Source organism: Providencia sp. PROV268 (assembly GCF_028477805.1).
GTDB lineage: Bacteria > Pseudomonadota > Gammaproteobacteria > Enterobacterales > Enterobacteriaceae > Providencia > Providencia stuartii.
Genome location: NZ_JAMPLW010000017.1, coordinates 1 through 4,054 on the forward strand (window position 1 = coordinate 1; position 4,054 = coordinate 4,054).

Annotated in this window: 4 protein-coding genes and 1 pseudogene; all 5 read right to left on the minus strand. The window is 46.5% G+C overall.

Going from position 1 to position 4,054, the window contains the following annotated elements; genetic code table 11:
• Window positions 1–548: pseudogene (locus PR699_RS13505) on the minus strand (lipase family protein); the annotation flags it as partial.
• On the minus strand, window positions 532–1,392 hold the full coding sequence (locus PR699_RS13510; RefSeq protein ID WP_272577849.1) for a DUF4123 domain-containing protein: 861 nt from the start codon (window positions 1,390–1,392) through the stop codon (window positions 532–534). The pseudogene PR699_RS13505 and the gene PR699_RS13510, both read right to left, overlap by 17 nt.
• Window positions 1,392–3,365: a type VI secretion system Vgr family protein gene (locus PR699_RS13515; RefSeq protein WP_014657552.1), complete on the minus strand. Its 1,974-nt coding sequence runs from the start codon at window positions 3,363–3,365 to the stop codon at window positions 1,392–1,394. The genes PR699_RS13510 and PR699_RS13515 overlap by 1 nt, the downstream gene beginning before the upstream one ends.
• 33 nt (window positions 3,366–3,398) lie before the next feature.
• The gene (locus PR699_RS13520; protein WP_004925621.1) at window positions 3,399–3,674 is read right to left on the minus strand and encodes a PAAR domain-containing protein; all 276 of its coding nucleotides are present in this window, start codon (window positions 3,672–3,674) and stop codon (window positions 3,399–3,401) included.
• Window positions 3,675–3,747: 73 nt separating this feature from the next.
• Window positions 3,748–4,054 (minus strand): type VI secretion system tube protein TssD (tssD, locus tag PR699_RS13525; protein WP_272577850.1); only part of this gene is annotated, 307 nt, incomplete at its 5' end.

Genomic DNA, 4,054 nt, shown 5'->3' on the forward strand with positions numbered 1-4,054 from the left:
TAAGCATTGACCATGTCATAGTCTGGGGTGTGGTTGAGAATTAGCGACCAGGCTCTAAATGGACAGACTTCTATCACATGACGTTGATTAAAATCTTCGCCCATGAATTTCAATCCGTTGAATTCATCTTCTTTGGGAAAATGATAATGGGGTAGTCCAAAACGAGCGGATTCCCATTTATCGATATCCGGGGCTTTATCGCATAATTCCCCGATAACCGCATACCGATAGGAATAGCCTTGTAATAGTGCATCCGGTTTGACGGTCGAGTGAGCCTCCCCTCGAAGTGTTCTCAGTGGGCGTTTTTCCATTTCATCGGTGAGTTTTTGAGACTCAATGGTCAATGTTGCCACCGTACGAGGTAAGTCTTCTTGCCTCAAATACCCTTGTGCATCAGTAACACCTTTTCTAATAACCCCATTACGAACTTTTAAGGTGTAAGACAAACCTGCCAAGGGCTGATTCTGCTCATCAACCAGCACACATTCTATCCATGCCTTGCGCTTAGAACAATCTGCACAATAAGGGTCATTATACTGATACGGCATTGGCACTCCTTGTCATGTCGGGTAAATAGCCTTTTTCATCAAGGTAACGCAAAAATAAATCATCAAAGAGATACGCGGTGTCTAAGCGCTTTTGTTGACACTCGTCCATCCATTCACGGATAAGCGCAATTAAACGCCCTTCTGGCTCATCTAACGAGTCAGCTAAGGTCGGATGGTTTTCCCAAAATTGAATATAAAAATTATCAATCACATTCAGATAGGCTTGTTCTGAATTTCGCCAGACCTTAATCAACGCTTCACTGAGAATATAATCAGCAGGGCTAATGAACGGCTCTGCATATGGAGGGCGTGAATAAATCACCTTCGTTTCACTCTCTTCAATAAAGCAGTCCTCAACGGGCATCATCAGTAATGCCCAGTTGCCTCGGCCTAATTTAGGTAACAACGTACGCGCAATGCGAGCATCAAAGAAGCGAAAAACGATTTTCTCCTCCCCCATCCAAGCAAATTGGTATTTTTGCCAGTGGGTGATTTGGGTACGCCAATCCAATTGACTTTGATATGCCCAGCCCCAACTGGGGTCGCTAAACGGCTCACTGTCTAACATTTTACCGAGGTGAAATAATTGTGACCGTTTGACTTTCACGAGCCACGGGCTCACTTCCGCTAAATGTGCTAATGCCGTTCCGTGGTAAATCGGGAAGGCTTCCTCAATCCAATCATGAGCATAAAACCGTTTAACCGGATTGGGGTCTGATAGGGTATTAATCAAAAAATACACATCATTTTGTGGGGTAGCCGTTAACCAGGATAACCAGGTTGAACCTGGGGTCGAAATTGATGTTTGTGTGAGCATCTGCTGTTGTATCACTGTCTGTGGCATTACTCGTCCTCATTCGGCTTCACGGTTAATCCCCCCGCTTGCTGCGCGGCCAAGGCACAGTATTTTTTGACGGGGTACGGTGGCTGTTCAAACGGCGCGACGCCTTCTGGCAATTCCAAAGCAACTGAGGCGCCACTGCCGGCACTGCCACCACCGACCACCATATCGCTAGAGGTAAATATCGTGCCGGGCGTAATACGAATAAAACTGCCCCCCACTTTCAACGTGATTTCCGTATTCGCTTCCAGAACGATTTTCCCGCCGCTGACTAAATGGGTTTGCTGGCTGCTTTCATGCACCGTTTTCCCGTCAACTTGTGTCTGTTGGTCACCTTCGATATGCAAAGAGGCGTTGCCTGTAATATTTTCCTTTTGGCTGCCTTTGAGGATGAAATGCTCATTGCCTGCAATTTCTGTAAAACGGTCGTTATCTATACGATGTTTAGCGTCATGCTGAATATGCCAATGCGTATCGTGTTCAATGTGCACATTCATGTCGCGTTGGGCATGGAAATAAATTTCCTCTTGGCCTGCTCTGTCTTCAAAACGCAATTCGTTAAAACCGTCCCCTTTGTGGGTTTGGGTTTTAAACGTAGTGCGGGTCATCTCATTGGGGAGATTTAACGGCGGTGCATTGCGCCCATTATAAGTACATCCCGTGATAATTGGCCTATCAATATCCCCATTCAGATAGCTGACAAGCACTTCCTGACCGATTCTGGGTATCGCCATAAATCCATATCCATCCCCATTCCAACCTTGTGCGACACGTACCCAACAAGAGCTGCTTAAATCAGGTTCACGATATCGGTCCCAGTGAAAATAGATTTTCACTGCCCCGTCTTTGTTCGTGTAGATTTCTTCCCCATCCGGCCCAACCACAGTCGCCAATTCATCCCCATCGGCGGTGGGTTTATGAATAAACGGCGGGCGCCAATCTAGTTCACTCGGAATAAAAGTCAGTTGATTGGATAAAGTCGTACCTTCGCCACCACTATTATCTGCTAAAGGTTGAACTCCGTGATGAGAAACCGACACCACTTGCCAATGGCGGTTCATGTCAAGATTCGGGTGGGATGACAATGAGAAAATTTTACCCGGCATCAAAGCAAAGCAGTTAGTGGTCGCACTACCGACACAACGGTATTGCTGACTCCCTTCATGGCGAAGCGCTGTAAAGCGGTCTGCATCCTCTTGGGTTTGAAAACGTCCATAACTTTCGTAAAAGGGGTGCTGACCATGCACATCCCCTTTTATTTCATGTTCTAATGGGTAAGAGGGGCGCTCAGGATTGTAATCCTTATAGAGGGTTTTGCCAGATAGCAACGACTCGCGATAGCGCCAGTGATACGCAGTATGGTCTTGGGTATCGGTATCGTATTGGGGGTTATACACCAAATCAATTCCCGCCGTCATTCCCAAATGAGAATCGCTATAAAACAGCCGAGGTTCTTGCCCTGCATCTTCAAACCAAAAGCTAATGCCTTCTTCAGCAGCTAAACGACAAAAAAATTGGTAATTGGATTCGCGTTTCTGCGTGATGTAATCGCGTTTCGGGTAAGGTGCTTTTGCGTAAAACTTGCAATCCGCTTTAATGTGGGATTCTGACAACAGCTGTTGAAGTAAATCAGGCACAGTCATCTGACGAAAAATACGGCTATTTTGCCCTAATGACATTACCCAGATTTCAGGGCGAATAATAAAATGATACCACGTTCGGTTACCGTCTGTATTTTGTTGCTCTGCGCTGGCTAATAACCCGCGTACAGTACGTATCGGTTTACCATTCCGCATCACGGTTAATGAGCAGGCGAATCCCAACATGTCATCAAATGGAATGGAAGGAAGCGCGCTGACGACCGTTAGCGATAAGGTAAACAACTCAGACAAGTGCTCTGTCAGTTGAAATTCAGTCACCGCAAACGTATCTGGTGGTACACCTTTAAATTGACAGGTAAAAACCAATCCATCCATACTGATATACCCTTATAAATTCAAAAGAAAAGCTCAACACACCAAGCGATTTACCCCGTAGACACACCCACATTGCACAACCGAACCTTCAACGGCAACGTAGCGTCCGTGCAATATCATGCCTTCCTCTCCTGTCACCAGCGTGCCCTCTTTTTTACATTGTGGGCAACGTGTGGCTTTGTCACCGACCCGTAATACACGAGTGCCGTCATTGGTGACTGTTGAGATACTGGCTAGGCAAGTTGCCCCTGTGGTAGTTTTGTCTTGATGTAATCCGACTTTTTTCCCTTGCACTGTGGTTCTTGCCATGCAATGCCTCCCACGTAAAATGCGCGAACTACACAAAAATAATCGCTCACGCATTGGAACAGTATCTTATAAATTACGCTTCGAGCGGTGCGCGCCAGTCATCGGCACCTGATGTGCCTGCAACCGTGTGTTCCCAGTCCACTTTACGGTAAGACAGAGACACTTCGATAAGCTGCGTGAAATCGGCTTTCGCTGGGTCTTGGCAATGCGGCATCTGGCAATCGATGTTAACGATAGTCGCATCCGTCAGTGTGGTGGTGAAGAAATGCTCTTGTTTCCCTTCAACAGACGTGCGATACCATTTCAGTTCCACTTTTGGCAGCATTTCGCCGGACGCCAGTGCGTTATACAGCAGTGGTACCGCTTTGTTTAATGCCACA

Coding starts and splice junctions, on each gene's coding strand:
- PR699_RS13510 (WP_272577849.1), bottom strand. CDS start 1,392: ATGCCACAGACAGTGATACAACAGCAGATGCTCACACAAACATCAATT.
- PR699_RS13515 (WP_014657552.1), bottom strand. CDS start 3,365: ATGGATGGATTGGTTTTTACCTGTCAATTTAAAGGTGTACCACCAGAT.
- PR699_RS13520 (WP_004925621.1), bottom strand. CDS start 3,674: ATGGCAAGAACCACAGTGCAAGGGAAAAAAGTCGGATTACATCAAGAC.